The sequence below is a fragment of the Falsibacillus albus genome (genome assembly GCF_003668575.1).
In the GTDB taxonomy this organism is placed as follows: domain Bacteria; phylum Bacillota; class Bacilli; order Bacillales; family DSM-25281; genus Falsibacillus; species Falsibacillus albus.
Map to the genome: position 1 here is coordinate 272,160 of NZ_RCVZ01000001.1, position 26,185 is coordinate 298,344.

26 protein-coding genes, 1 pseudogene and 1 other annotated feature are annotated in these 26,185 nt (G+C 43.2%); of the genes and pseudogenes, 25 read left to right on the forward strand and 2 right to left on the reverse strand.

Going from position 1 to position 26,185, the window contains the following annotated elements:
- Positions 1–91 precede the first annotated feature (91 nt).
- The 18 genes from D9X91_RS01315 to pheA all read left to right on the forward strand — a co-directional run bounded on the left by D9X91_RS01315 (position 92) and on the right by pheA (position 15,999).
- On the forward strand, positions 92–1,102 hold the full coding sequence (locus D9X91_RS01315) for an SPOR domain-containing protein (protein ID WP_158598206.1): 1,011 nt from the start codon (positions 92–94) through the stop codon (positions 1,100–1,102).
- A 398-nt stretch (positions 1,103–1,500) separates the two neighbouring features.
- The gene (locus D9X91_RS01320; RefSeq protein WP_121678747.1) at positions 1,501–2,067 is read left to right on the forward strand and encodes a Maf family protein; all 567 of its coding nucleotides are present in this window, start codon (positions 1,501–1,503) and stop codon (positions 2,065–2,067) included.
- A gap of 48 nt (positions 2,068–2,115) precedes the next feature.
- The gene (gene radC, locus D9X91_RS01325) at positions 2,116–2,805 is read left to right on the forward strand and encodes a RadC family protein (RefSeq protein WP_121678748.1); all 690 of its coding nucleotides are present in this window, start codon (positions 2,116–2,118) and stop codon (positions 2,803–2,805) included.
- Between the two features lie 152 nt (positions 2,806–2,957).
- Positions 2,958–3,980, forward strand: a complete 1,023-nt coding sequence (locus tag D9X91_RS01330) for a rod shape-determining protein (protein WP_121678749.1) — start codon at positions 2,958–2,960, stop codon at positions 3,978–3,980.
- Positions 3,981–4,001: 21 nt separating this feature from the next.
- Positions 4,002–4,895: a rod shape-determining protein MreC gene (gene mreC / locus D9X91_RS01335; RefSeq protein ID WP_121678750.1), complete on the forward strand. Its 894-nt coding sequence runs from the start codon at positions 4,002–4,004 to the stop codon at positions 4,893–4,895.
- Positions 4,896–4,897: 2 nt separating this feature from the next.
- The gene (gene mreD, locus D9X91_RS01340) at positions 4,898–5,416 is read left to right on the forward strand and encodes a rod shape-determining protein MreD (RefSeq protein WP_121678751.1); all 519 of its coding nucleotides are present in this window, start codon (positions 4,898–4,900) and stop codon (positions 5,414–5,416) included.
- Between the two features lie 71 nt (positions 5,417–5,487).
- Positions 5,488–6,165 (forward strand): septum site-determining protein MinC, encoded by a 678-nt coding sequence (minC, locus tag D9X91_RS01345; RefSeq protein WP_121678752.1) that lies wholly within the window; start codon positions 5,488–5,490, stop codon positions 6,163–6,165.
- A gap of 2 nt (positions 6,166–6,167) precedes the next feature.
- A complete protein-coding gene (gene minD, locus D9X91_RS01350; RefSeq protein WP_121678753.1) occupies positions 6,168–6,971 on the forward strand; it encodes a septum site-determining protein MinD in 804 nt (267 codons plus the stop codon).
- 769 nt (positions 6,972–7,740) lie between these two features.
- Positions 7,741–8,514, forward strand: coding sequence for a M23 family metallopeptidase (locus D9X91_RS01355; RefSeq protein WP_121678754.1), 774 nt, complete (start codon positions 7,741–7,743; stop codon positions 8,512–8,514).
- A complete protein-coding gene (locus D9X91_RS01360) occupies positions 8,507–9,373 on the forward strand; it encodes a M50 family metallopeptidase (RefSeq protein ID WP_121678755.1) in 867 nt (288 codons plus the stop codon). The genes D9X91_RS01355 and D9X91_RS01360 overlap by 8 nt, the downstream gene beginning before the upstream one ends.
- 87 nt (positions 9,374–9,460) lie before the next feature.
- The gene (locus D9X91_RS01365) at positions 9,461–10,936 is read left to right on the forward strand and encodes an Rne/Rng family ribonuclease (protein ID WP_121678756.1); all 1,476 of its coding nucleotides are present in this window, start codon (positions 9,461–9,463) and stop codon (positions 10,934–10,936) included.
- A 78-nt stretch (positions 10,937–11,014) separates the two neighbouring features.
- Positions 11,015–11,096: a sequence feature (ribosomal protein L21 leader region), on the forward strand.
- Positions 11,097–11,108: 12 nt separating this feature from the next.
- Positions 11,109–11,417 carry a 50S ribosomal protein L21 gene (gene rplU / locus D9X91_RS01370; RefSeq protein WP_121678757.1) on the forward strand — a complete coding sequence of 103 codons (309 nt, stop codon included), beginning with the start codon at positions 11,109–11,111 and terminating at the stop codon, positions 11,415–11,417.
- Positions 11,418–11,427: 10 nt separating this feature from the next.
- Positions 11,428–11,760: a ribosomal-processing cysteine protease Prp gene (locus D9X91_RS01375; protein WP_121678758.1), complete on the forward strand. Its 333-nt coding sequence runs from the start codon at positions 11,428–11,430 to the stop codon at positions 11,758–11,760.
- A gap of 16 nt (positions 11,761–11,776) precedes the next feature.
- Entirely contained in the window at positions 11,777–12,067 is a 291-nt protein-coding gene (gene rpmA, locus D9X91_RS01380; RefSeq protein ID WP_121678759.1) for a 50S ribosomal protein L27, read from the forward strand.
- 192 nt (positions 12,068–12,259) lie between these two features.
- The gene (locus D9X91_RS01385; protein ID WP_158598207.1) at positions 12,260–12,778 is read left to right on the forward strand and encodes a Spo0B C-terminal domain-containing protein; all 519 of its coding nucleotides are present in this window, start codon (positions 12,260–12,262) and stop codon (positions 12,776–12,778) included.
- A gap of 45 nt (positions 12,779–12,823) precedes the next feature.
- The gene (gene obgE, locus D9X91_RS01390; RefSeq protein WP_121678761.1) at positions 12,824–14,113 is read left to right on the forward strand and encodes a GTPase ObgE; all 1,290 of its coding nucleotides are present in this window, start codon (positions 12,824–12,826) and stop codon (positions 14,111–14,113) included.
- Between the two features lie 30 nt (positions 14,114–14,143).
- Positions 14,144–14,599, forward strand: coding sequence for an ACT domain-containing protein (locus D9X91_RS01395; RefSeq protein ID WP_121678762.1), 456 nt, complete (start codon positions 14,144–14,146; stop codon positions 14,597–14,599).
- A gap of 551 nt (positions 14,600–15,150) precedes the next feature.
- The gene (gene pheA / locus D9X91_RS01400; RefSeq protein ID WP_121678763.1) at positions 15,151–15,999 is read left to right on the forward strand and encodes a prephenate dehydratase; all 849 of its coding nucleotides are present in this window, start codon (positions 15,151–15,153) and stop codon (positions 15,997–15,999) included.
- 370 nt (positions 16,000–16,369) lie between these two features.
- On the opposite strand, the gene D9X91_RS01405 is transcribed toward pheA, so the two are convergent.
- Positions 16,370–16,912, reverse strand: a complete 543-nt coding sequence (locus D9X91_RS01405; RefSeq protein WP_121678764.1) for a transcription repressor NadR — start codon at positions 16,910–16,912, stop codon at positions 16,370–16,372.
- Positions 16,913–16,956: 44 nt separating this feature from the next.
- Positions 16,957–18,099 (reverse strand): IscS subfamily cysteine desulfurase, encoded by a 1,143-nt coding sequence (locus D9X91_RS01410; RefSeq protein WP_121678765.1) that lies wholly within the window; start codon positions 18,097–18,099, stop codon positions 16,957–16,959.
- Between the two features lie 106 nt (positions 18,100–18,205).
- On the opposite strand from D9X91_RS01410, the gene nadB reads away from it, so the two are divergent.
- The 7 genes and pseudogenes from nadB to D9X91_RS01445 all read left to right on the forward strand — a co-directional run bounded on the left by nadB (position 18,206) and on the right by D9X91_RS01445 (position 26,096).
- Positions 18,206–19,786 (forward strand): L-aspartate oxidase, encoded by a 1,581-nt coding sequence (gene nadB, locus D9X91_RS01415; RefSeq protein ID WP_121678766.1) that lies wholly within the window; start codon positions 18,206–18,208, stop codon positions 19,784–19,786.
- A complete protein-coding gene (gene nadC / locus D9X91_RS01420; RefSeq protein WP_121678767.1) occupies positions 19,755–20,615 on the forward strand; it encodes a carboxylating nicotinate-nucleotide diphosphorylase in 861 nt (286 codons plus the stop codon). The genes nadB and nadC overlap by 32 nt, the downstream gene beginning before the upstream one ends.
- The gene (gene nadA / locus D9X91_RS01425) at positions 20,612–21,718 is read left to right on the forward strand and encodes a quinolinate synthase NadA (RefSeq protein WP_121678768.1); all 1,107 of its coding nucleotides are present in this window, start codon (positions 20,612–20,614) and stop codon (positions 21,716–21,718) included. The genes nadC and nadA overlap by 4 nt, the downstream gene beginning before the upstream one ends.
- Positions 21,719–22,210: 492 nt before the next feature.
- A pseudogene (gene safA, locus D9X91_RS23120) lies at positions 22,211–22,357 on the forward strand (SafA/ExsA family spore coat assembly protein); the annotation flags it as partial.
- Between the two features lie 1,189 nt (positions 22,358–23,546).
- A complete protein-coding gene (locus tag D9X91_RS01435) occupies positions 23,547–24,548 on the forward strand; it encodes a phosphotransferase (protein ID WP_158598208.1) in 1,002 nt (333 codons plus the stop codon).
- Between the two features lie 104 nt (positions 24,549–24,652).
- The gene (locus D9X91_RS01440; protein ID WP_121678771.1) at positions 24,653–25,387 is read left to right on the forward strand and encodes a YhcN/YlaJ family sporulation lipoprotein; all 735 of its coding nucleotides are present in this window, start codon (positions 24,653–24,655) and stop codon (positions 25,385–25,387) included.
- 169 nt (positions 25,388–25,556) lie between these two features.
- Positions 25,557–26,096: an intercompartmental signaling factor BofC gene (locus D9X91_RS01445; RefSeq protein WP_121678772.1), complete on the forward strand. Its 540-nt coding sequence runs from the start codon at positions 25,557–25,559 to the stop codon at positions 26,094–26,096.
- Positions 26,097–26,185: the final 89 nt, after the last annotated feature.

The following is a 26,185-nucleotide window of genomic DNA, read 5'->3' on the forward strand; positions in this document are numbered from 1 at the left end:
AAACCTTTCTCGACAAGACGACAAAAGTCTTGTTCTTTTTTTTGCATTATATGGTAGCATGAAGCAAATGTTTCGTGCGGGAGGGTTGAAATTGGACAAGTCCAAAAAGGACAAGGCAACGATAACGATAAAAATCAATGGGGAAGAAAAGCAGTTTCAAGAAGAACTGGTCGTGCATGATTGGAAGGAGGCCAAAACGGAATCGGCAGCATCTGCAGAGGCTTTGGAAGAGGATGAATCATTTGATTGGGTGCTGCCGGACGAGGGGCCGCAGAACGGGGAAGAAATAAAAGAATTTAAGCAAATTTCTTATGTGCCGGCTGTCACGAAGAAAACATGGATCAACCCGAGGCAGAAGCAATCCGGCTCGCCTGCCATGCTGGTTTCGATCTTGCTGGCAGTTTTGACGGGATTACTGCTTGGATATGTCATGCTGCATTTGTTTACGAGTAAAGATACCCCTGCAAGTTCAGCAGGTATAGGAGAGCAAACTTCTCAACCGGATTCACAACCTAAAGATGCCACAGGTCAAACAATGGTACTGAAAGCATTCTCCGTCCCGATTATCCAGGCAGGAGTATTTGAAAACGGTGATTCTGCTGAATCCATTTCGAGTGAGGTACATTCAAAAGGATTTCCGGCTGCCGTGATTCAACAGGATGGCAAATATTATTTACTGGCAGGAGTAGCTGGATCGGTGGAGGATGCGAAACAAGCGGGCAACGATTTCAAAAATAATCAAATTGATGTATACGCAAAATCCATCGAAATTCCATCAAAAACGGTGGATGGGGTATCAGAAAGTGAAAAAGCGTTTCTGAATGATTCTGGTCAGCTTTTTTTGTCATTAAGCCAAGTAGCCGGTAATGCTTCTTTGGGCAACACTCTCGATTCTGATTCATTGGATAAGCTGGAAGAAAAATACCCCGTGCTTAAAAATGGCGTCGATAAAGCAAATAAAAAAATAGCGGTGATGGGTTCACAGCTAAAGCAATCCTTTGATGAACTGAAAAAATTCAGTGCCAGTAAGGATCAGAAATCATTGTTTCAAGCACAACAATCGCTGTTGGACTTTTTAAAAGGCTATATGGAATATAAGTAATGACAAAATATGATATTTTCCGGGAAATGTTTCCGCCGATAGCCTTAATTCGTAAAAGGCAAATTTGAGGATATTGATTTGCGCTGCAGGATGCTCGCATTGCAAAGGGGCGGACTGTGAGCCTTCTGGAGCTCGCCTGTCCAGCTGAAACCACCGGAGTCTTGCACCTTCTGTCCCAATCAACTTCATATGATGAATAGTCTTTTAGAAAAATTGTAAAAATATCATCATTTTAAAAAACAACATGATCACCAAATATAATTAATGCTATACATGATTGGAGGCGAACCACTCGTCTCTATTTTTTTGTTCAAATAAATTGTTTGTCCACTTTCTTTCTGATACGATTAATCTGTATCTCCCATTTGATAACGAATGAAAGGTAAGGTGGCATTAGCGTGAACTCCCTTATACTAGCCTCCGGATCTCCCCGGAGAAAAGAACTGCTTCAGAAATTGCAAATTCCCTTCAAAGTGATTCCAAGCCAGGTGGATGAATCATTGCCAAGCGGCATCTCCCCGGAAGATGCAGTCATCATGCTGGCAGAAAGAAAAGCAAAAGAAGTTGCCATTCACCACCCATCCGATTTTGTGATCGGCTCCGATACAATCGTTGCATATGGCAGCCAAATCCTCGGAAAGCCACAAGGCGAACAGGAAGCTAAGATAACCCTTCAACTATTATCCAATCATACACATACCGTCTATACCGGTGTGTCAATTTTCCACAACCATGAAAACCATTCTTTTTATGAAAAAACCGATGTGACGTTCTGGGAATTAAAGGACGGAGAAATCAATCGGTATATCGAAAGCGGTGAGCCCTTTGATAAAGCGGGTGCCTATGGGATCCAAGGACAAGGTGCCTTGTTTGTTAAAGAAATCAAAGGGGATTACTACGCTGTCGTTGGTTTGCCGATTTCAAGGGTATACAGGGCCCTGATGGAACATGGATTCACTTTTTAACCCGTCCCTTGTGAACCATTCGTCCAGAAATGGAGGAATCATTCATTCATGCAAAAAGAATCATTGCTCATCCGTGATTATCCACAGGAAGAACGGCCGAGGGAAAGACTTGCCTTCAATGGAGCAAAAAGCTTGTCAAATCAAGAACTGCTTGCAATTTTACTAAGGACCGGCACAAAGAGCGAATCGGTTGTGCATTTGTCAAACCGAGTTTTAAAGCACTTTGACGGGCTTCGTCTTCTCAAGGATGCTTCCTTGGAAGAACTTACTTCGATTAAAGGGATCGGCGAGGCGAAAGCGATACAAATTTTAGCTGCGATTGAAATGGGGACCCGCATCGGGAATCTCGCTTATGATGACCGCTATGTCATCAGGAGTCCTGAAGATGGCGCCAATTATGTGATGAATGATATGCGGTTTTTATCGCAGGAGCATTTTGTCTGCTTATATCTAAATACGAAAAATCAAGTCCTTCACAGGCAGACCGTATTCGTAGGAAGCTTGAATGCATCGATTGTCCATCCCCGGGAAGTATTCAAGGAAGCCTTCCGACGTTCGGCAGCGTCCATTATTTGTGCGCATAATCATCCATCGGGCGATCCATCCCCAAGCAGGGAGGATATCGAAGTGACAAAGAGGCTCGTGGAATGCGGAAAAATGATCGGCATCGATATTCTTGACCATTTAATTATCGGTGACAAGAAATATATCAGTTTAAAGGAAAAAGGTTATTTATGACACTATGATTTTGCAGCGCCATGCGATATAATAAAGTTTATGATTTTTCCTGAAAAGGATATTTTTTTGTGTACTTATACTACTTAACAAAACTTTCAAAAAAACAAACTCACTATACCTATGTAATTCGTATCAGAAAGGGAGATACTTGAATGTTTGGACTTGGAACAAGAGATCTTGGAATTGATTTGGGAACGGCTAACACGCTGGTTTATGTAAAAGGAAAAGGGATTGTCGTACGCGAGCCGTCTGTTGTCGCAATGCAAACGGATACGAAAAGCATCGTGGCAGTCGGGAATGATGCTAAAAACATGATCGGCCGTACCCCGGGGAATGTCATCGCCCTCCGACCAATGAAGGATGGGGTCATCGCTGATTATGAAACAACTGCAACGATGATGAAGTATTACATTAGGCAAGCCACAAAAAATAAAAGCATTTTTTCCAGCAAGCCATATGTCATGGTATGTGTACCATCAGGGATAACGGCTGTCGAAGAACGCGCTGTCATTGATGCAACACGTCAAGCCGGTGCGCGCGATGCCTACACGATCGAGGAGCCGTTTGCTGCAGCGATCGGTGCCAATCTGCCTGTGTGGGAGCCGACGGGAAGCATGGTTGTCGATATCGGCGGAGGGACGACGGAAGTTGCCATCATTTCATTGGGCGGTATCGTCACAAGTCAATCCATTCGTATCGCTGGTGATGAAATGGACGATGCAATCATCAGCTACATCCGGAAGAATTACAATTTGATGATTGGGGACCGTACAGCCGAATCTATCAAAATGGAAGTCGGATCTGCCGGTGATGCTGAAGATATCGATACGATGGAAATCCGCGGACGCGATTTGTTGACCGGACTTCCAAAAACGATCGAAATCACGGCTGTTGAAATTGCCAACGCTTTGCACGATACGGTTTATTCCATCGTTGATGCGGTTAAGAGCACGCTGGAAAAGACGCCTCCTGAATTGGCCGCAGATATTATGGACCGTGGAATTGTATTGACGGGTGGAGGTGCCTTGCTGCGCAATTTGGACAAGGTCATCGGGGATGAAACGAAAATGCCTGTTCTGATTGCAGAGGACCCATTGGATTGTGTTGCAATCGGTACCGGAAAAGCTCTAGACCATATTCACTTATTTAAAAACAAAGCAAAAGAGTCACGCTAAAAAATGATAGAGGTGTAAATCATGCCACAATTCTTTCTAAACAAGCGCTTGATATTATTACTTGTCGGCATCATTGTATTGGTGGCATTGATCGGGTTTTCCCTGCGAGATCGTAAAAATGTTTCTGTACCGGAAAAGTTTATCGGAGATATTGTCGGCTTTGGTCAGAATATTGTATCGAAGCCCGCTAATTCAGTGGCGGGCTTTTTCCAAAATATTGAGGATCTACAAAATACATATACCGAAAATAAAAAATTAAAATCTCGTTTGGATGAGCTTTCAATGCTTGAAGGTAAAGTGAACGACTTGGAAAAGGACAATAAACGACTGAAATCGGTTTTGGATATCAAGGATGATCTGAGCGAATTCAAGCCTTTGCAAGCCACTACGATTGCACGGAATCCATTGCAGTGGGATGAGCTGATTGTCATCGATAAAGGTTCCGTCAATGGCGTAAAACCAGATATGGCTGTCATCACGTCAAAAGGATTCATCGGAAAGGTGAAAAATGCCAAGGCTTTTACATCAACTGTACAATTGCTGAGTGCGCGTGATCCGAAGAATCGCATTTCTGTGACGGTTCAAAATGAGAAATCAAAAGATGGGGTTTTTGGGTTAATAGAAGGATATGACTCCGAGAAAAAAATGCTTCTTCTCAAACGGCTCCCATATGATGTGGAGGTTAAAAAAGGCCAAAACGTCGTCACTTCAGGGATGGGGGGAGTATTTCCGAAAGGCCTTCCAGTGGGCAAAATCGAGAAGCTTGTACCTGATCAATATGGACTGACACAAATGGCTTATGTGAAGCCATCAGCAGATTTATATGATATCGATCACGTCATGGTCGTGGAACGTGAGATGAAGACGATCAATGCCTTTGATTTGACCAACGACAAAGACAAGGGAGGGAATTGATCATGAAAAGGTTGATTCTCCCCTTCATTCTTATGTTGTGTTTTTATGGAGAAGGAGTGTTCTCGCTCTACTTTTCGACCGGAGCTTTCCATGGGGAACGAATACTCGTTCCTCACTTTTTGTTGTCGATCCTCGTATTGATGGCAATCTATTATATACGGAAGGATACATTATGGTATGCGCTCATATTAGGATTGCTTTACGATGTATTCTTCACAGGGATCATAGGCATTTATTTGTTTTTCTTTCCTTTTTCGGTCTACTTGACCACGAAAATCATGAAAATCTTACAGTCTAACATTTTCATCGCCATTGTTGTCGTATTATTCAATATTTCTCTTGTAGAATTTCTCATCTACCAATTTTATTCGTTAATCAATCATACTGATATGGCGATGTCTGCTTTTGTCGATATGCGCCTTTGGCCGACGCTGATCTTGAACGCTGCTTTTGTAGTGATTGTTGTATTTCCGCTTAAAAGGTGGTTATCGAATCGAAAAAAAGAAATTTTGGATGATTAATTATTTCGGATAAAAGAGGAAAATAAAGGGGATTTGTCGAATTATAAACCCACTGAGGTGAAAAGAGCGCCATGAAAAAAAGGCAAAATGTCATGATAAAAGGAACGAAAGACGGTTTAGTCCTACAATTAAACGATCAATGCTCATATGATGAGGTGAAAAAGGAGCTTGAGGATAAGCTCACTGCTCATTATCGGGAGCAGGAAGACACACCGCTCATTGTCGTAAAAATTCAAGCCGGAAATCGCTATTTATCTGCCCAGCAAGTGGAAGAGCTAAAAGAGCTCGTTCGACAAAAGCGGAACTTGGTCGTTGAAGAAGTATATAGCAATGTAATGACAAAAGAAACTGCAAAAAAACTAGTTGAAGAATCAGACGTATATTCTGTCGCAAGCATTGTACGATCAGGTCAAGTCCTGGAAGTGCCTGGGGATCTTTTATTGGTCGGGGATGTAAACCCCGGTGGAAGAGTGAAGGCTGCAGGCAATATTTTTATTATGGGAGTATTGAAAGGCATTGCGCATGCAGGCTGCGAAGGAAATAAAGAAGCAGTCATCGCCGCTTCCGTAATGACGCCGACCCAATTGCGCATTGCGGACTGCTTGAACAGGGCCCCTGATTCCTATGACCCTACCGGAAATGAGATGGAATGTGCTTACATAGATGAGACAGACCAGATTGTAATCGATAGAGTGCAAGTATTGAAGCATCTTAGACCGAATATTACTAGATTTAAAGGGGGACGCTAATTGTGGGTGAAGCAATCGTTATTACATCAGGTAAGGGCGGTGTTGGCAAGACAACCACTTCAGCCAATTTGGGTACTGCTTTAGCTTTACAAGGAAAAAAAGTCTGCTTAGTGGATACTGACATCGGCCTGCGTAATCTCGATGTCGTGATGGGGCTTGAAAACCGCATCATCTATGATTTGGTCGACGTCGTTGAAGGAAGGTGCAAAGTCCATCAAGCGCTGGTGAAAGATAAACGCTTTGATGATCTGCTTTATTTGCTTCCTGCCGCACAAACAAGCGATAAAACCGCCGTTAATCCCGATCAAATGAAAATACTGATCAATGAATTAAAGCAGGAATATGATTATATTTTAATTGATTGTCCTGCTGGCATTGAACAAGGATACAAAAATGCAGTGGCAGGAGCTGATAAGGCCATCGTTGTCACCACGCCGGAAATCTCTGCTGTCCGCGACGCCGATCGCATAATCGGCCTGCTTGAAAAAGAAGAGGTAGAACCGCCGAGGCTGGTCATCAACAGGATCCGGACACATATGATGAAGAATGGTGAAATGCTTGATGTGGATGAAATCACGACACATTTGTCCATCGATCTTCTTGGCATTGTCGCCGATGATGAAAATGTCATTAAATCTTCCAATCAAGGTGAACCGATAGCACTTAATCCCAACAGCAAAGCAGCCATTGCTTATCGGAACATTGCCAGAAGGATCCTAGGGGAATCCGTTCCGCTGCAATCGCTCGAAACTGAAAAACCCGGCGTATTTGCGAGTATCAAAAAATTCTTTGGTGTGAAGGTTTAAAACGACTCAGGTTTTTAAGTTACTCATATGAAAAAGAAATCGAGAATAACCTATCTCGATTTCTTTTTTTTTGCTATTTTCGTAAAATTTGCTGTTGTCCATCAAATAATGTGTAAGGTTGCTTTCCACGAAGGATGCTTGCTTTCATCACACGAAGTGAAGTCGTTCGATGTTGGCACACGACGTGCCGAACTTACTCAAACATCCCCCTTGCATCTCCTCGCTTCACTGCGGGGTCTCACTGCCCGCTAATCCATCCGAAGTCTCGCACCTTCCGTTCTTGATTGAAAAAAATCGTTTAAATCAGTTTCTTTTGAGAAAACAGCCATATATTTTAAATAAACCTGTGGCTTTCCGACGACAAGTCGGGAGCATCCACGTTTACTGCATCCGTTTTTCTAGTCCAGCTCCGGCGGCTAGAGGCTGTGAGATTTCCCTCAGCACACTTACGATAAGTCAACATCGAATCGCTTTCGCTCTTCGTGTTTCCTATATCTCGCGGTGCTCCGGTCCAATCTCCACGCCTCTGCCCAAGCCGCCTCCGCTTTTCTATTTGTCCAGCTCCGGCACCCTATCGCCTAGAAAACTTCCCTTCCCTCGCCTACGATAAGTCAACATCAAAAGGCTGCCGCCTTTTGTGTTTCCTTTATCTCACTCGGGTCAGTCCAGTTTTTACGGCGATGAACAGGGTGCCTCCGCTTTTCTTGTCATATCTCCCCCGGACAAGTCATAGATTAGTACAAATATTCAAAGGAGATTGGGTGATGGTATGAGTAGGCGAGCGGATGAGATTCGCAAGCGGATTGCTAAGAGGAAGAATTTGAGGAATGTGAATGGGACATCTTCCAACAATTTTTATATTCCTACGGATGAGGAACGTTATGGCGGGGAAAAGTTTTCATCATTTGAATCCGGCCCATCCGATCAACATCATCCATTATGGAGTAAGGAAGTTTTTTTCTTCAAGATTCTATTTTCTGCAGTGATGGTGTTGGGGATTGCGATTATTTATAAGAATTCCTCCCCGATATTTGATGATACGAAGGGCTTTGTTCAAAAAACAATGAAGACCGAGTTCCAATTTGCGGCCATTTCAAATTGGTATGAGGAACAATTCGGGAAGCCGCTCGCACTGTTTCCTCAGCCTGCGGATGAAAATGTGAAAAAGGCTTCTTCCAATAAAACGCAGTATGCAATTCCAGCTGGAAAAGTGGTAGAAGGATTCACCTCCAATGGAAAGGGCATCATGCTGGAAACGGAAAAAGGGGCAGCCGTCCAAGCGATGAGTAAAGGTGTTGTCATTTTTGCCGGTAAAAAGGATGATCTGGGAAATACCGTCATCATCCAGCACCCAGACAAAAAAACGGAATCCTGGTATGGGCATTTGGAAAATATAACAGTCACACAATATGAAAATGTAACAGAGGGGATGAAGGTGGGTACCGCTGCAGACCGATCGGAGGGAGACTCTGGAGAGTTTTATTTAGCCATAAAACAGGGAGACCAATTCGTGGACCCTAATCAGGTGATTTCATTTGAATAATATGATGAGCCTATTCAAAAAAATACGGATCCATCCTTTGTTTTGGGTCATTGCCGCCATTGCGGTGATGACTGCTCATTTTATGGAGCTCTTCATTCTCGTATTGATCATCATGGTACACGAAATGGGACATGGGGTGATGGCTCATTTTTTTTCATGGCGGATCAAGAAGATTGTCCTCCTGCCCTTTGGCGGCGTGGCGGAAATGGATGAACATGGGAATCGTCCTTTAAAAGAAGAGTGGCTTGTCATCCTGGCAGGACCCATCCAGCATATTTGGATGGCCCTTTTGATGTATTTTTTGAATAATGAGGGAGCCGTTTCAGAAAGTTCCTTTGCTTTATTTATGAATTTCAATATGATGGTGCTGCTTTTCAATCTTATGCCGATTTGGCCGCTGGATGGTGGCAAGCTATTACTCCTTTTCTTTTCAACTTTTCAGCCTTTTTCGGCAGCTTTTAACCGGGTATTGATCATCTCATTGATCATCATGATCCTTCTGCATGGATCAGTCATGTTCATTTTCCCATTTCAACTGAACTTGTGGATTGTCATGACGTATTTATACTTTTCCCTCTGGAAAGAATGGAAGCATAAACGCTTTGTCTTCATGCGCTTCCTGCTTGAACGATATTATGGGAAGAAAACCGCTTTTCGGAAGCTGAAGCCTCTCATTGTAGATGGGGAAGAGTTTCTATCCCATGTTCTGGAGAGATTCCAAAGAGGGGCAAAGCATCCGATCATTGTTCACAAAGACGGGGTGGAGATCGGAAAGCTCGATGAAAATGAGGTCCTCCATGCCTATTTTGCCGAAAAAAAGGTCTCCATAAAAATAAAGGATCTTATGTACATTGATTGACGTTGGGAAGAATTCTATATAAAGTGGGGATAAGGGTGCTTTCTTAAGAAAACACCCTTATGCTGTTTTAAAGAGAGGCTTCAAAAATTGAATAAAATAATCATTGACTACAAAACACGTGAAAAAAGATACGCATTGATTGAAAATGATCTCGTGACAAAGCTGAATATACAACAGCCTCAAGAAGAAACAATGGTGGGAAATATATATATTGGGATCGTAGAGAAGGTAGTGAATGGACTGCACGCTGCCTTCATTGATATTGGCGAAGGAAAAAAGGGATATCTTCACCGCGATCAAATTCCTGCATTTATTCACGCTGGCACTCCAAACAAAGAAATGATGCCTTTATCAAAATTTATACATCAAGGTGAAAAAATCTTGGTGCAGGTAAAAAAGGATGAAACGGATGCAAAGGGGCCGCTGCTTTCTGCGTTATTGGAATTCCCTGCACCAAAACTTGTCTATATCCCAAGGGGGAAATACATAGCTGTCTCCAAAAAAGGGAGTGATGAGCTTCGTCAAAAATGGCGGAATTTCGGCTTCCGTATCCAGCGGGAAGAGGAAGGCTTCCTATTTAGAACCGAATCTTTTACATCTTCTGAAGAAGTGCTTGAAACAGAGATTTACCGTCTAAGGGAGGAGTATGAACAATTGATGCGATCCTCCATGCACAATGCTGCGCCTTCTCTTTTACAAAAGCCTGATACATTCATCGAGGAAGTTGAACGGGACATGAACCGCTTGAAGGCTGGAGATGTCATCACCGATGATTCCTATGTGCTGAAAAGGTTGAGAAGCAGCACACAATCAGGGAATTGGCGATTTGAACAGTATTATGGAAAACAAAATATATTCGACCACTATGACATCGAAAAGGAATTTACTGCAGCATTGAAAAAAGTGATATGGCTCGAAAATGGGGCGTATCTCGTCATAGAACGCACAGAAGCAATGACGGTCATCGATGTGAATACAGGAAAATTCACGGGGAAATCCAATTTGAAGGACACCGTTTACGAAACGAATAAGCTGGCAGCATTGGAGGCTGCCCGCCAGATAATCTTAAGGGATTACAGCGGCATCATTTTGATAGATTTCATCGATATGAATTCGGAAACAGAGCGTCAAAACATCACCGATGAAATGAATCGAGCCATGAAGAAGGATCCCAAATATTTCAGGATCATGGGCTTTACTTCTCTTGGCATCCTGCAGCTTACGAGGAAAAAAACAAAAAAATCGATTCCTGATTATTTAACGGATGATTGCCCGGCGTGTTTAGGCACGGGAATGGTCAAAAGTGCTGAAACCATTGCTTTTCAATTGGAAAGGCTGTTGTGGGAGAGACCCTTCGATGTGCATGAAGCCGTGTTGATCGAAACGACTTCAAAGGTGAAAAAGGTATTCAGCGGAGAAAATGACAGCCATCTGAAGCGTCTGCAGGATCAATTGAATGTGAAGCTGTATTTTCAGTTGGTGAAAGGCCCAGTGCACTTCTTTGAACTGAAACAGTTTGGAACTGAAGAAGAAATCAAAAAGAAAACTGGGAGCATTTTATAATAATTGTTAAACAACTTAAATCATTATTGACATAAAGAACGCGGTTATGATAGGATTTTAATGTTATTGTTTGTAGCACCCGTGCTACAACCGCACATTGCAGGTCTTTAAGTTTTTGCCTCGTGCAGAACGCCTGTCATTGGCGAGTCTTAGTTTATAAGGAGGTGCAAGTATGTACGCAATCATTGAAACTGGCGGAAAACAAATCAAAGTAGCAGCTGGACAAGAAGTTTATATCGAAAAGCTTGATGTAGCTGAAGGTGAAGTTGTCACTTTTGATAAAGTTCTTTTCGTAGGCGGAGACTCCGTGAAAGTAGGCAGCCCATTAGTTGCTGGCGCTACTGTAACTGGTAAAGTTGAAAAACACGGCCGTCAAAAGAAAATCACTGTTTTCAAGTACAAAGCGAAGAAAAACCAACGCAAAAAGCAAGGTCATCGTCAACCATACACAAAAGTTGTGATCGACGCAATCAACGCGTAAGGCTGATTATATGATTCGGGTTAATATTAACCGTGCTTCCACTGGAAGGATCCATTCCTTTACAATGGAAGGACATGCTGATTTCGCGGGACATGGTCAAGATATTGTATGTGCAGGCGCATCTGCCGTATCCTTTGGGGCAATCAATGCGGTGCTGTCGCTGACAAGCGCGGAACCAGCCATTGAACAATCATCCGATGGGGGCTTCCTGAGCTGCACCATTCCAGATGATTTGCCGGATGAAGTGGACAATCAAGTCCAGCTTTTGATGAAGGGCATGGTGGTCTCCTTACAAACAATCGAACGTGATTATGGAAAATACATTAAAATAACCTTCAACTAAATAGGAGGTGGAACAAATGCTAAGATTAGACCTTCAATTTTTCGCATCCAAAAAGGGTGTAGGTTCAACTAAGAACGGTCGTGACTCAATCGCTAAGCGCTTAGGTGCTAAACGTGCTGATGGTCAATTTGTTACTGGTGGATCTATTCTTTACCGTCAACGCGGTACGAAAATCTACCCTGGTGCAAACGTAGGCCGTGGTGGAGACGATACTCTATTCGCAAAAGTAGATGGAGTGGTTCGTTTCGAACGCTTGGGTCGTGACAAGAAACAAGTCAGCGTTTACCCTGAAGTGAAAGAAGCTTAATGTTTGATGAAAACTCTAACCGCAATGCCGGTTAGAGTTTTCTTGTTATATCGGTGATATTCTTCCACGCCTCTGGTCAAGCCGGCTGTGCTTTTCTTTATCAATTTTTCAAGAGGTAAGGACGACTTCATTCTTTTTTGGTATACTTACATGAAGAAACCATGTTTAATTTTGCTTATTAGGAGTGCGGGGATGAATACTAACTGGACGGTTGTCGAGGTGCTTCGGCATGCGCGCCACGACTGGATGAACAAATTGCAATTAATCAAAGGGAATTTGGCTTTGAACAGACCGGAACGAGCTCAGCAAATCATTGAAGAAATTGTTCTGGAAGCACAGCAGGAGTCCAGATTATCAAATTTAAAGCTTACTAAATTTGCTACATTGTTATTGACCTTTAATTGGGAAAATCACTTTTTCTCAATTGATTATGATATTATAGATCAATCGTTTTTGAATGAGCTTGATGATGATGCCCTCTATGATTGGTTCATCACTTTCTTCCGTTTATTGGATGAGGCGGTAGTCCCCTATCAGGACCATCAATTATCGATCACGATCAAGGATAGTCATGAATCCGCTAAATTCTTTTTGGACTTTGGTGGAATACTGAAAAATGATCAATTAGTATTGGAATGGCTTGAGTCACAAAATCGAATTATCATGGAACATTGGGATAAAGAGCAATTTGCATTCCATATCCATTTTTAAAGGGAGATACATACAGCATGATTGAAGGAAAAGGAGGTGCCTTTCATGTTTGTCGATCAGGTCAAAGTGTATGTGAAAGGTGGTGACGGAGGTAACGGTATGGTTGCCTTCCGTCGAGAAAAATATGTTCCAAAAGGTGGCCCAGCCGGCGGAGACGGCGGAAAAGGGGCAGACGTTGTATTCGAAGTGGACGAGGGCTTAAGGACCCTAATGGATTTTCGATACCAGCGTCATTTTAAAGCATCACGGGGGGAGCATGGCATGTCTAAAAATCAGCATGGGAAAAATGCTGAGGACATGATCATCAAGGTCCCGCCTGGCACAGTTGTAAAAGATGATGATACCGATGAAATCATTGCCGATTTGACAGAGCATGGCCAAAGGGCAGTGATTGCCAAAGGCGGAAGGGGCGGCAGAGGAAATTCTCGCTTCGCAACTCCGGCTAACCCTGCACCCGAGCTATCGGAAAAAGGTGAGCCAGGAAAAGAACGGTATATCGTCCTCGAATTGAAATTATTGGCGGATGTCGGTCTTGTTGGATTCCCTAGCGTCGGTAAATCAACGCTGCTTTCCGTTGTTTCTTCAGCCAAACCCAAAATTGCAGAATATCATTTCACAACGATTGCGCCGAATTTGGGAATGGTCGAAACGGATGATGGACGCACGTTTGTCATGGCAGATTTGCCTGGACTGATCGAGGGTGCACATGAAGGAGTGGGTCTTGGACATCAGTTCCTCCGGCACATCGAGCGTACACGGGTAATCGTCCATGTGATAGACATGGCGGCAACGGAAGGTAGGGATCCTTTCGAGGATTATACAACGATCAATCAGGAATTGAAGGAATATAATCTGCGTTTGACAGAAAGACCGCAAATTATCGTTGCTAATAAAATGGAAATGCCGGGTGCGGAAGAAAATCTTCAAGTTTTCAAGGAAAAGGTAGGAGATGCACATCCGATATTCCCTATTTCGGCTTTGACGAAACAAGGATTGAGAAACCTTCTTTTCGCTATCGCGGATAAAGTGGAGGAAACACCTGAGTTTCCGCTTGAGCAAGTGGAAGAAGAGACAAGCATCAACCGCGTCATTTATAAGCATGAAAAACAGGAAGAAAACTTCTCTATTTCCCGTGAGTCCGACGGTTCATTCGTGGTGGAAGGCTACACGGTTGAACGATTGTTCAAGATGACGGACTTTTCCCGTGAAGAATCTGTGCGCCGCTTTGCCCGCCAGCTGAGAGGGATGGGTATCGACGAAGCACTAAGACAGCGCGGTGCAAAAGACGGTGATATTGTGAAATTATTAGAATTTGAATTTGAATTCGTTGATTAATTGCTTCTTGAGGCATAGGAGGAATATTCATTGAGCAAAAATGAATTTGATCAAAAATTTCATCTTGTTCGAGACGATGTCTTGCCGGAAGCGATGAAGAAAACCCTAGAGGCAAAAAAACTATTGGAAAGGGGAAAGGTCGATTCGGTTTGGGAAGCCGTCCGTAAGGTGGATCTGAGCCGAAGCGCCTTCTATAAATATCGGGATACGGTATTTCCCTTTCATACGGTTGTAAAAGAAAAAATCATTACGTTGTTCTTTCATTTGGAAGATCGATCTGGCACGTTATCGCATCTTCTGGCGATTGTGGCCCAACATAGATGCAATATTTTGACGATCCATCAAACCATCCCCCTCCAGGGAAGGGCAAATGTGACCCTGTCATTGAACGTAACGGATATGGACATCAACCTTGATGAATTGGTGGCCAGGTTAAAAAGGCTGGAATTTGTCGATACAGTGGAAGTACTGGGCTCCGGTGCTTAAAAGAAAAGCGGAGCCGGCTTGGTCAGAGGCGAAGGGACTGGACCGATTTGTGTGAGATAAAGGAAACACGATGAGCCAAGCGAATCGATGTTGACTTATCGTAGACACAAAGTGGGAAGTCTCACAGCCTCTAGCCGGCGGAGCTAGACAAAGAATAGCAGCCGGCTTGGTCAGAGGCGAAGGGACTGAAGAGATTTAAGGTACAAAGGCTAAAATCGCCACGTCCTCGAAAAATGCTTGTCAGTTTTCTTCGTGCGATGTCTTGCTGTCGAAGCTTTACTTGTCCTGTGGCAACGCCTTTGCTTGTACATCCTGTACTTCGGAGATAAAGGAAACACGATGAGCCAAGCGAATCGATGTTGACTTATCGTAGACACAAAGCGGGAAGTCTCACAGCCTCTAGCAGGTGGAGCTAGACAAAGAAAAGCGGAGCCGGCTTGATCAATAGCGTACACCTTTTAATGGCTGCTGCATCACACAGATAATTTAAAACAAAGGCTATGTCCGCATTGGGCAGCGCCTTTGTTTTTATATAGGGAGGAGACAATAAAGTGAAAGTAGGTTTTTTGGGTCCCATTGCAACATTCACCGATTTAGCGGTTCAGCATGCATTCCCTGATGAAGACCGTATTTCTTTTAGAACGATCCCGGATTGTATTGAGGCTGTACATAATCAGGAAGTGGATGTGGCTGTGGTGCCACTGGAAAATACATTGGAGGGATCGGTTCATCTGACAGTCGATTACCTTTTTCATGAAGTCGATTTAAAGATCATTTCTGAAATAACCGTTCCAATACAACAGCATTTGATGGTTCATCCGAATAATGAATCAAAAATGAATGAGCTGGAAAAAATCCTTTCCCATTCCCATGCCATTGCCCAGTGCCATCAATACTTGCATCAACACTATCGGGGAGTATCAACAGAATACACCACCTCGACTGCAGCTGCCGCCAAATTTTTAAAAGAGCATCCAGAAATGAAGTTTGCAGCCATTGCAAATGAACTTGCTGCAGAAATTTATGGATTGACGATCATGAAACGGAATATCCATGATTTAAAATTGAATCATACCAGGTTCATTGTCCTTTCTCGTGAAGAACGCTCCATCTCGCTCCCTTTGAGGAAGCAGGAGGATAAGACCACCGTCATGGTGACGCTCCCTTCTGATCAATCTGGGGCCCTGCATCAAGTTTTATCTGCCTTGGCCTGGAGGAAAATCAATCTAAGCAAGATTGAATCGCGTCCATTAAAAACAGGGTTGGGGAATTATTTTTTCATTTTGGATATCAATCAAGCCATTGATGAAATCCTCTTGCCTGGCGCCTTTGAAGAAATGAAAGCACTGGGTTGTGATGTAAAAGTCATTGGAAGCTATCCTACGCATTTATTGGACTGAATAAAGCTATCTCAGTTTGCAGAAAAAGGTATCGAGAGGTCATTTCTCTCGATACCTTTTTACATTAATTTAGGATGTTTTCTTTAGGCTGTACAAGGTTGATTTCCGGGGAAGAAAGCTCGCTTTCCGATGGGCCTCACACGAAGGGAGGTCCTTCGATGTTGGCACACGACGTGCCGAACTTAATCGAACATCCACCTTATATCTCCTCGGCTTTGCCTGCGGGTTCTCACCTGTCCCGCTGATCCCGCCGGAGTCCCGCCACCTTCCGCTCCAAATCAACAAAAAAACTGTAACCAAATTCGGAATTTCTTGAATTTGGTTACAGTCGCAACTGCCATCGCAGTGCCTCATTTTCATAAACCACTTCTTAATTCAGTTCATCCACTAAATATCCATTTTCCCTCAAGGCGTTTTCCGCTTCGTTGACAGCTTCTTCAGTTGTTCCGGCAATCGTATGCAGGTGGATGCCGTCGGTAAGCTGCGACAAATAACCTGCATTGGTCGCATGGATTTTTTTCATGAATTGTTCAACTTCTTTTCGATTAGAAACCATGATGGAGGCAGTCAAGTCGCCGTATACCGGATGTTCGATCTTTACATCCTTCACCATAACACCATGATCGACAAGCAGCTTCAGCTCATCTTCCGTTTTTTCTGGCGGGTGGGAGCATGCCACTGTTTTTTCAAATCCGCTCTGATATCCCGGTTGCGGCATATATAAATATCCTTGACTTGTGGCGAGGATGGGTTCATTTCTTGCTTTTAGCAGGGTCATGTCGCTGACGATCACTTGGCGGCTCACATTGCATTTCTGGGCCAAGTCCGTTCCGGTAATCGGCATTTGGTTTTCTTTCAGTAATTCGAGGATATAAGTGCGTCTTTCTTCCCCTAGCATCTTTTTTTGCTTCATTTTCTTCCCTCCGGCCGAGATAGTATGATTCGAATTATACCATATTATTGCGAAAGTGTTTGTGTACTATACTTTTGCGCAATCGATGATAATGCTCCTGCCAAATCTAATACATCTTCCGCCTTTGTATGCCTGCCCATTGAAATCCGGATAAAGCACTTGGCTTCTTCGCTGCCGATTTTCATCGCATTCATCACTTTTGAAGGCGTCTTTATGCCGCATGCACTGCCTGTTGATATGGCAAATCCCATGGAATTGGCTTCGAGCATGGCGAGCTGCCCTTCCACCCCTCGAATCGAAAGTCCGACAATATGGGGAACTTGGCTGCCTTTCTCTTCATTATGATAAAAAGTGAATCTTTCATCCTTTTGCAAAGCATCGAACAAGATGGACCGAAGCTTCCATGCCTTTTCAATCTTCAAATCACGATCTTCATATACCGTTTCAACCGCGCTTATAAATGCGGCGATTCCCGGCAGATTCACCGTACCTCCCCTCATCCCCTTTTCATGGGCGAGATGGGGAAAGACCGGTTCCCAATAACGGACTGGATTAACATACAAAGCACCTACCCCCTTTGGCCCGTAAATTTTATGTGAAGAGATGGATAGACTGTCTACGTAAGGTGAAATCTCCTTCAATTCCAATTTACCGAAGGATTGTACGCAATCACAGTGAAATAGAATGTCCAGCCGTTTAAGAAGGGCAGAAATCTTAGGGATGGGCTGTATGGTGCCGATTTCAGAATTCACATGCTGAATCGAAACCAGCGCAGTATCTTTTCGCACTAGTCCAGATAGTTCTTCCAGGTCAACCATACCATCCTTCGTCATGGAAACATAGCTGATTTCATACCCTTTTGCTGCTAAATAATCCATGGCAGAATGAATGGATGAATGCTCACCGTGGGAAGTGATGAGATGCTTTTTCTCCCCTTGGCCGATTACTAATGAAATAATAGCGAGAAGATTGCTTTCAGTTCCTCCGGATGTAAAATAAATGCCTTCTGGTGACACTCCTAAATAATCGGCAAGCTTGGATCTGCATTGCTCGAGGAGAAAATGTGAACGGCTTCCGCTATCATGGAGACTTTCTGTATTGGCAAATGCATGTTCGGATGCAGCGCAAAATGCTTCCTGTGCTTTTGGATCAAGGGGAGTGGATGCTGCATAATCAAAGTATTTCAAGGGATTCAACCTCCTTCTATAATTCTCCCAGAAAAAAACTCTTGTCATAAGTCTAATAATATGTAAATATATGTGTCAAGACACCTGTAAAAAAAGGAGTAAAATTATGAAGCAAGCCGACATCATTATTGTGGGCAGCGGAATAGCTGCCATGCAGCTAGCTAGAACCCTTCATTCGGACTATCATGTGATAATTATCACAAAGTCTGTTAAGCAAAATAGCAATTCTTATATGGCACAAGGGGGAATCGCCGCAGCGGTTTCAAAAGAGGATCATTTTATTTTGCATTATGAAGATACATTGAAAGCGGGTAGGCGCCACCAAAATCTGGATGAGGTTTTGAGACTTGTCAAAGAAGCGCCGGATATCATCCAAACGCTGAAGGAGGCCGGAATAAATTTTGATCATAATTCCAGGGGGGATGTATCCTTGGGAATGGAGGGGGCACATTCCAGGAAGCGCATCGTCCATTGCGGCGGGGATGCAACAGGAAAAAATATAATGGACGGCCTTTTTTCTAATCTCCCTGAAAATATACAAATCATTGAAAATGAAATGGCGATTGAACTTCTAATCAATGAAGATGGGGTTTGTTATGGGATCAAATCGAAAAACACCAAAACTCAAGCGGTGTCAGCTTTTCAAGCTCAGCATACCATTCTGGCTTCTGGTGGAATCGGGGGCCTCTATTCATTTTCCTCCAACCATTCAACTGTCAAAGGTGATGGGCTTGCCTTGGCATACCTAGCTGGAGCAAAGCTGAGAAATCTTGAATTTGTTCAGTTTCATCCTACTCTTCTGTATGTCAATGGGAAAACAAAGGGATTGATATCTGAAGCTGTACGGGGTGAAGGGGCCGTCTTGAGGACGTCCGATGGATCCTTGTTGATGGAAGGTGTCCATCCGCTTAAGGACTTGGCCCCAAGGCATATCGTTGCCCAGAAAATATACGAGTCAAGGCAAAATGGAAAAGAAGTGTATCTGGATATTCGGATGATTGCCAATTTTGCCGTCAGGTTTCCTACCATTACCGCCATTTGTGAAAAAGAAAAAATATCGATCATTGATGGTAAGATTCCAGTTGCACCTGGCTGCCACTTTATGATGGGGGGGATCGCGGCCGATTCATTTGGCAGGACATCTGTCCCTAACCTGTATGCAATCGGGGAGACTGCAGAGACAGGGGTGCACGGGGCAAATCGACTGGCGAGTAATTCGTTATTGGAAGGGCTGGTCTTCGGAAAAAGGTTGGGGATGTTTTTAAATGGCATTCCAAGACAAAGGCATTCCAATAAACAGAACGTTAAATTGCCTTTTGTGCCAAAGCCGCTTCCGACGATTGAACAGGTCCAACAAAGGATGATGGAGGGGGCAGGTATTTGGCGGAGTGAAAAAGGCCTTAAGGAGTTATCGTCTTGGATCCATTCATTCGGAATCGACTTGGATCGAACAGGAAACATTGAACAGTTGGATACAGGAGAAATCGAAATAATTTATATGCTGATTGCAGCCAAATTAATCGTACAATCAGCCTTGTTGAGGAAGGAAAGCCGTGGTGGACATTATCGCCTGGATTTTCCAAATGAAAGCAAGTACTGGGAAAATCAATTCATTGTTCATGAAAATCAAGGAGTATCGGTGAGGGGAGAAAAAAATGAATACAGTCAAATTAAGGAATATGCTTGAAGCTTTTTTCATTGAGGATATTGGTGACAGCGATGTTACAACAGATAACTTGTTTCAAGAGGATGACTTGGGGATATTGAAATTTTTGGCAAAGGATACCGGGGTGTTTTGTGGCCGGGAAGTGATACTTGAAGGGTTTCGGACCATTGATCAAGAAGTCGCTATTGAGTTTGTCTCCCACGATGGTGTCCGTGTTCAGCCTGGGGATGTCCTTGCGCTGGTCAAAGGACCTGTACGATCTCTATTGAAAGGTGAGAGGGTCATCTTGAACCTTATTCAGAGGATGAGTGCGATTGCTACCAAAACCCGACAAGCCGTTTCCCTGATTGAAGGGACAAGGACCAAAATCTGTGATACACGCAAAACCACTCCTGGACTGAGGATGCTTGAAAAGTATGCAGTCCGGTGCGGAGGCGGCTTTAACCATCGGATGGGACTGCACGATACTGTCATGCTCAAGGATAATCATATTGACTTCACTGGTTCAATTTCTGAAGCCGTCAAACTCATCAAATCCAAGATTGGCCATACGGTCAAAATTGAAGTTGAAATTGAAACGAAAGAACAATTGATGGAAGCGATTACAGCCGGCGTTGATATTATTATGTTTGATAACCGCACTCCTGAAGAGATACATGAATGGCTTTCCCTCGTTCCTCCTCATATTGCCACGGAAGCATCGGGGGGGATCAAATTCCCAAGATTGAGGGAGTATGCACTCACCGGGATCGATGTGATTTCATTAGGCTGTCTGACACATTCGATCGAAGCCTTTGACATCAGTGCCAAAGTGGAAATGAAGAACATCATGATGGAGGAAGTAAAATGAATATATTGGAAATGATACATGAAGAAAAAGGTCGATTACCCGAACGCTATCGCCAAATGTCCATAATGGAAATGGAAGCTAGAGTGAAGGAAATAAAAGATATGTTAGGGAGGGAACTTTTCATCCCAGGCCATCATTATCAAAAAGAAGAAGTCATCCAATTTGCAGATGCCAAAGGAGATTCACTGCAGCTTGCACAGCTTTCCCAGAAAAATAACGATGCCAAATATATTGTGTTTTGCGGTGTACATTTTATGGCTGAAACAGCAGACATTTTAACCAATGAAGATCAGCACGTATTATTACCCGATATGAGAGCGGGCTGCTCGATGGCGGACATGGCCGATATCCATCAGACGGAAAGGGCATGGATCTCCTTGCAGGAATTGTTTGGTGATACCATCCTTCCGCTCACGTATGTTAATTCAACGGCAGCCATTAAAGCATTCGTCGGAAGAAACGGAGGTGCAACCGTAACTTCATCGAATGCCCATAAGATGGTCGAGTGGGCGTTCTCCCAAAAAGAAAGAATCCTATTCCTGCCCGATCAGCATCTTGGCAGGAATACAGCTTATGATTTAGGGATTCCATTATCTAAAATGGCTGTATGGGATCCTCAAAAAAATCAACTGATTTTCGAAGGAGATATCCAGGAAGCAACGGTAATTTTATGGAAGGGGCATTGTTCCGTACACGAAAATTTCACTGTGAATAATATTCAGCATGTAAGGATGGAATATCCAGGAATGAACGTGATCGTGCATCCTGAATGCCGCAGGGAAGTGGTGGAACTATCAGACCTGAATGGATCTACGAAATTTATCATCGATACGATTGCAAAAGCAGAACCCGGATCATCGTGGGCGATCGGGACCGAAATGAATTTAGTAAAACGGTTGATCAATGCACATAAGGATAAACACATCATTTCCCTTAATCCAAATATGTGTCCTTGTTTGACCATGAATAGAATTGACTTGCCACATCTTCTTTGGTCCTTGGAGAGCATAGTGGAAGGGAATCCGGTAAATCGGATTCGAGTGGATGAAGATACATCAACAAACGCCATCCTTGCACTCAATAGAATGCTGGAGCGTGCCTGATAAAAAAGCTGTCCCGATATTGCCGGGGCGGCTTTTTCTATCGTAGGTGGGATGGCCAAACGTACGAAAATCGGAAAAAACCTCTCATTATTACTGGATTACTGGTTGTTTTCAAAGATTATTTCTTTTACCTTTTTGTCTATGTGAAAGCCTAATGAAGATATTATCGTTTCCGGCTGTTGATCTAAGAGAAATCGTAGACTTCGGCGGGAAAGCGGATTCAGGGGGATAGTTCGGAGTCGCTAGGCGAGGAACCTTTGTTCCTTCACACGGAAAGCGAGCATCCTTTCGCTCAATCAACATTGCGCAGCCTTTTGTAAATATAAACATACCTTTCAAGAATAGAACTGTTGTTTGAACCGATGATTTTTGCTGTCCGGATGCACTTTGGCATATTTCAATAAAAAAATTCATAAGTATTTGTGTAGATTATTAGCATTTTGCCTATCTTGACATAGACTATATAGACTTATGCCTGAGGAGGGAAAATGAGTGAAAATCCACATTGTACAAAAAGGGGATACTCTTTGGAAAATCGCTAAAAAATATGGCGTGAATTTCGAAGAGCTAAAGAAAATGAATGCCCAGCTTTCAAACCCCGATATGATAATGCCCGGTATGAAAATTAAAGTACCTACTTCTGGCGGAAACATCAACAAAGAAGTAGGCGGTGCAAAAGTTTCTTACGGATCGAATCCGAAAGAACATCCTTATACAAACCAGAAACCAATTCATAAGGAAGCACCAGTGGCACCAATGAAAGAAATGCCTAAAAAAGAAGCACCTGTCAAAGAAGTGCCAAAACCAATATATGCTCCTAAAATTCCTCAACCCGTTATCCCAGAAATCGATATAAATAATTACTATATGATGAACATGGCAAATATGCAGATGCAGTCCCAGCCACAAGCTCCGCCTGTTCCGCCAAAGCCAAAGGAAATACCGAAGGAAGAACCAAAAGCTGAAAAGCCGATAGAAGGAGGTCAACCAGAACCTATGTATTGTGTACCTGTAACACCGGTAATGCCAGGAAGCGGTTTCTGTCCGCCAGGTCCGGGGCATATGATGCCGCATCATATGATGCCGCAAGTACAAGGTGCTTATACGATGCCGATGCAGCAGCCAATGATGCAAGGCGTCAGTCCGGCCATGATGCACCACATGGGTTATGATGAAGAATCTTCATCATCTTCTTCCTATATGCCGATGATGCATCAGCAGCCAATGAGCTATCACCATGGAAATCCACAAGGTGTCAAGGGAATCCAGGATAACCCGAATTACGGCGGCATGCCGCAGGACCCTATGGGACAAATGCCTGCAATGAATTACCCGCCAATGGGCTATCCTTACCCAGGTAATTGTGTTCCAACATCCCAGGTTATGCCTGGATCAGGGTTTGGACCGATGGGTTCGCCAAGAATGGAGCATGGCGGTTATCCAATGCAGCAGGTTCAAGGTACAATGTCTCATGAATCGCCTGAGATGATGCAGCAGCCGATGATGCAGCCTGTACAGCAGCCAATGCAGCAGCCGATGCAGAGCTATCCTATGGAAGAAGACTGTGGCTGTGGCTGTGGAGGACCATCATATGGCCAAAGCTACCCAATGCCTTACCACCATCACATGCATATGGCGACTCCTTATGGATATGGAGGCGGACAGCCGGGATATGGTATGCCGATGCAGCAGCAATATGGCATGGGGCAGCCTGGAATGCAGGCTCCATACGGTATGGGCCAGCCAGGAATGGGGATGCCAGGGCAAGGAGTGGGATACGGAATGCCGGGCCAATTCCCAGGAATGCCTAGAATTGATGGAGATGAAAATGACTTCTAGATACTTTGATGAAGGAGACGGTTTCAATACACGTCTCCTTCAATTTTTAAATCAAGTTTTTAATCAAAGCCAGGCATATATTAAGCAATTGCGAATCGGTCTCTGGAAATACAAAATCGGCGGCAAAACCTGGCTTGTCAAACAATTCTCCTCAAGACAAAAACTTCAAAATCAAATTGCATTGACGAATCGGCTTCGTCAGTCGGGGTTTCATCAATCCTATCGTTTCCATGACATCCATTACAATCAAAACATACTCGTATTTGAACAAAAAATATTCGGCATCATTGAATTTATCAAAACAAGTAAAGAGGTATTCAGCTTTCAGGAAAAAAGCAAACGTGATGAGGCTTTGGAAGTCATCAACCGATTTCATATGACCACATCCACTTTTGTGCAGCATTATTTTTATTCCATTCCATTCTTCAATCAAATTGAGAAGTGGAAACAACGATTATTTGAATTCAAATCAAATCGATTTACACTAGAAAACCACCTCCCCCCTTATATCTTGTCGGCTTACATAGAATGGGGGGAATGGGCACTGGATAGAATGGAAAAAAATCAAGCATATTTTTTGCGAAAACCGTATTGCATCATTCATGGAGATGTTGCGTTTCATAACTTTTTGTTAAACCGACAAAAAACACTCTGTCTGATTGATTTCGATTTAATTTCTGTTGCTCCTCCCCTTGTGGATTACCTGCAGATCGCCAATCGTTTTTTGCCGTCCATTCACTGGTCTGTGAAAGATTTATTTGAACATAAGCTTATGGAAAAGTTTTCAAGAGACCCGCTTTTTCTCATTGCATTAATTTATCCGACAGATGTATTCAGGGAATGGAATCGGTTTGTCAAAAGCGATGAAGTGATGAAAAACACGATGTGGCCATTTCTATACGACCTGAGTATCCATCAATTTCCGTTAAGGATGGCAATGGTGAACAATATTCTACAGACGTTGGAGGTCAACAAAGGTAATTTGACGTAGATTAGGAAAATATTTGAGTCATTCGAATCGAATGAGCCCCTTTCCTTTCTGACAAGCTATAAAGGAGCGGAATTTGCTCAACTGAGGAAAAGGGGGTTTTTCTTTTGAATAAGAGATACTTGTTTTGGCCTCTTTCTGCCTTGTTGCTTTGCGGTGCAGCCGGCTGTGGAAGCAATGAGGCTGGGAACAATAAAGGAACCAACCTTTACGAACCAATGGGCTATTACTCAAACAGTGGCCACGGCGGGGATCGGAACGATCAAAATGATGGACCATTGACGGAGTTTATGGACCATTCTATGGGAGCAGAGGGCAGGGCTATACGGAATCACAAGCAAAAATATCTCCAGGTGAAGGATGAGGATGGAAATCCACAAAATCCAAACGTCCCACTCTCGGCTTACGATAGGAATTTCTTCCATCATGATAATAGGTTCAGTTATGGTGATGCTAACTATCATGGACATTTAGACGATAATACGAGACAGGCGAAGTCCTCTTATTATACGCGTTACGAAGGACAGCTTTCAGAAAGAATCGGACAGGTTACGGGAAATGTCCCGAATGTAAATGATGTCAGGTCCGTCACATATGGAAGCAATGTGTTGATTGCTGTCGACCTTGAAGATTACAGCAAGGAAAAACAAACGAAAGAAAAAATTAAAAAAGCAGTGAAGCCTTACTTAAAGGGCAGATCTGTTACAGTCGTAACCGATGAGGGGACTTTCAGCCGAATCCGGAATATCGATAATGACCTAAGAGATGGAGGCCCTATACAATCCATCGATTTGGATATGAAAGACCTCTTTAAAACATTAAAAAATAGGATGAACCAATAGATCGGGACTTCCGCTATATTCAGACTGTAGACAAATTGGAAAGTAAGAGTTTGTCTACAGTCTTTTTTATTTTCCATAGAACAGTTTTTTGGCCCCATCCGAAGGAATAAAATGCTAAAAAATGGCTACCCTAACAGTAAGAAAAGCTACTAAATTCGAGGTGAACATAATGAGTTTCATCATCCGCATTGCATTCATTGCTCTGTTTTTAACAGCCGTGTGCTTTTATGCGATTATAGGGAATAAAGATCATGGACTTGAAGCAAGGGCAGAAAATAGTGCCAAAGTGGATGCAAAAGAACCGCTTCACTTATCCGTAACATTGCAAAGAGTGTATCTGGATGGGGAAATGAGTGAAGAAGTTATAAGTGAGACCATTCTCTCCATGGAGGATTTCTGGTCAAAGTATGAAAAATGGCAGCTGGTGGATATGGAAGATGGAAAAGTCATCTTTCAAAGGAAAGTCAATGACATCTCACCATTATTGAAAGCCAATGGATACTTCGGCGTATCCAAGGATGGGACACTGGCGATATTTAACGGAAAACCTGATGGAATGGATATCATTCAATCCTTTTTTCAAATCAATTTCAAGAAGCTGGAAACGAAAAGGCAGCAGGAATTGCTGCATGGGATTCCGATAAGAAATAAGGATGACTACACAAAGGTTCTTGAAACTTTTAAACCATATAGCACCGCAAACTATTAACAAAAAGCTTGATCGAGGGGGATGAGCGGCGATCTGCCGTATCCATTTCCCGGTCGAGCTTTTTTGCATAGCGCTAGAACAAATGTTTT